This is a genomic window from Parasphingorhabdus sp. (assembly GCF_036964675.1).
GTDB lineage: Bacteria > Pseudomonadota > Alphaproteobacteria > Sphingomonadales > Sphingomonadaceae > Parasphingorhabdus.
This window is the reverse complement of sequence record NZ_JBALTF010000170.1, coordinates 1-567: the sequence shown is the minus strand read 5'-3', so window position 1 is coordinate 567 and position 567 is coordinate 1. Positions and strand designations below refer to the sequence as shown.

The 567-nt window shown below is 59.6% G+C and carries 2 protein-coding genes; one reads left to right on the top strand and one right to left on the bottom strand.

Features of this window, described 5'->3' with window-relative positions; translation table 11 throughout:
• The coding region (locus tag V7665_RS13795) for an endonuclease domain-containing protein (protein ID WP_335665098.1) at nucleotides 1–215 on the top strand (215 nt) is incomplete at its 5' end.
• Between the two features lie 136 nt (nucleotides 216–351).
• Here V7665_RS13795 and V7665_RS13790 read toward each other — a convergent pair.
• A partial coding sequence (locus V7665_RS13790; protein WP_335665097.1) for a hypothetical protein occupies nucleotides 352–567 on the bottom strand: 216 nt, incomplete at its 5' end.

Sequence of the window (567 nt, the reverse complement as noted above, 5' to 3'; positions counted from 1 at the left end):
ATTATGTCGCTGACTTTGTGTGCCATGCAGCCAGTCTGATCATTGAACTGGATGGCAGTCAGCATGCTGATAGCGTCCCGGATCAGGATCGCGACGCCGTCATGGAAATTGCAGGCTATCGGGTGATCCGCTTCTGGAATTCGGATGTGTTTAATAACCTCGAAGGCGTCCTTGAGGAAATCCGGCAGGCGATGCTCGCCAACGGAGGGGGTTAACCCCTCACTGAGCGCGACTAGTTCGCTTCGCTCTCAAGTCTTGCTTGCCTCTCCCTCCGGGAGAGGATCAAATTACCCCGTCATGCCAGCGCAGGCTGGCATCCAACCCGCCTGTGTGAGTCCCACCGCCCTTGTTTTAGGCCCCAGCCTTCGCTGGGGTGACGGACTTTGTGGGCTGGACCGCAATCCGCGCAAAGACCCAGCCACCAATGGCGCCAGCGAACACCTGCGCCAGGAAGCCCATGGTCGATCGTGCGCCGCTGATCGGTATGGTTTGAAACATCATATACATCGCGCCCAGCGCCACGGCGATCGCCGCACCGCCGGCAATCGGATAGGCGACCCGGGCCAG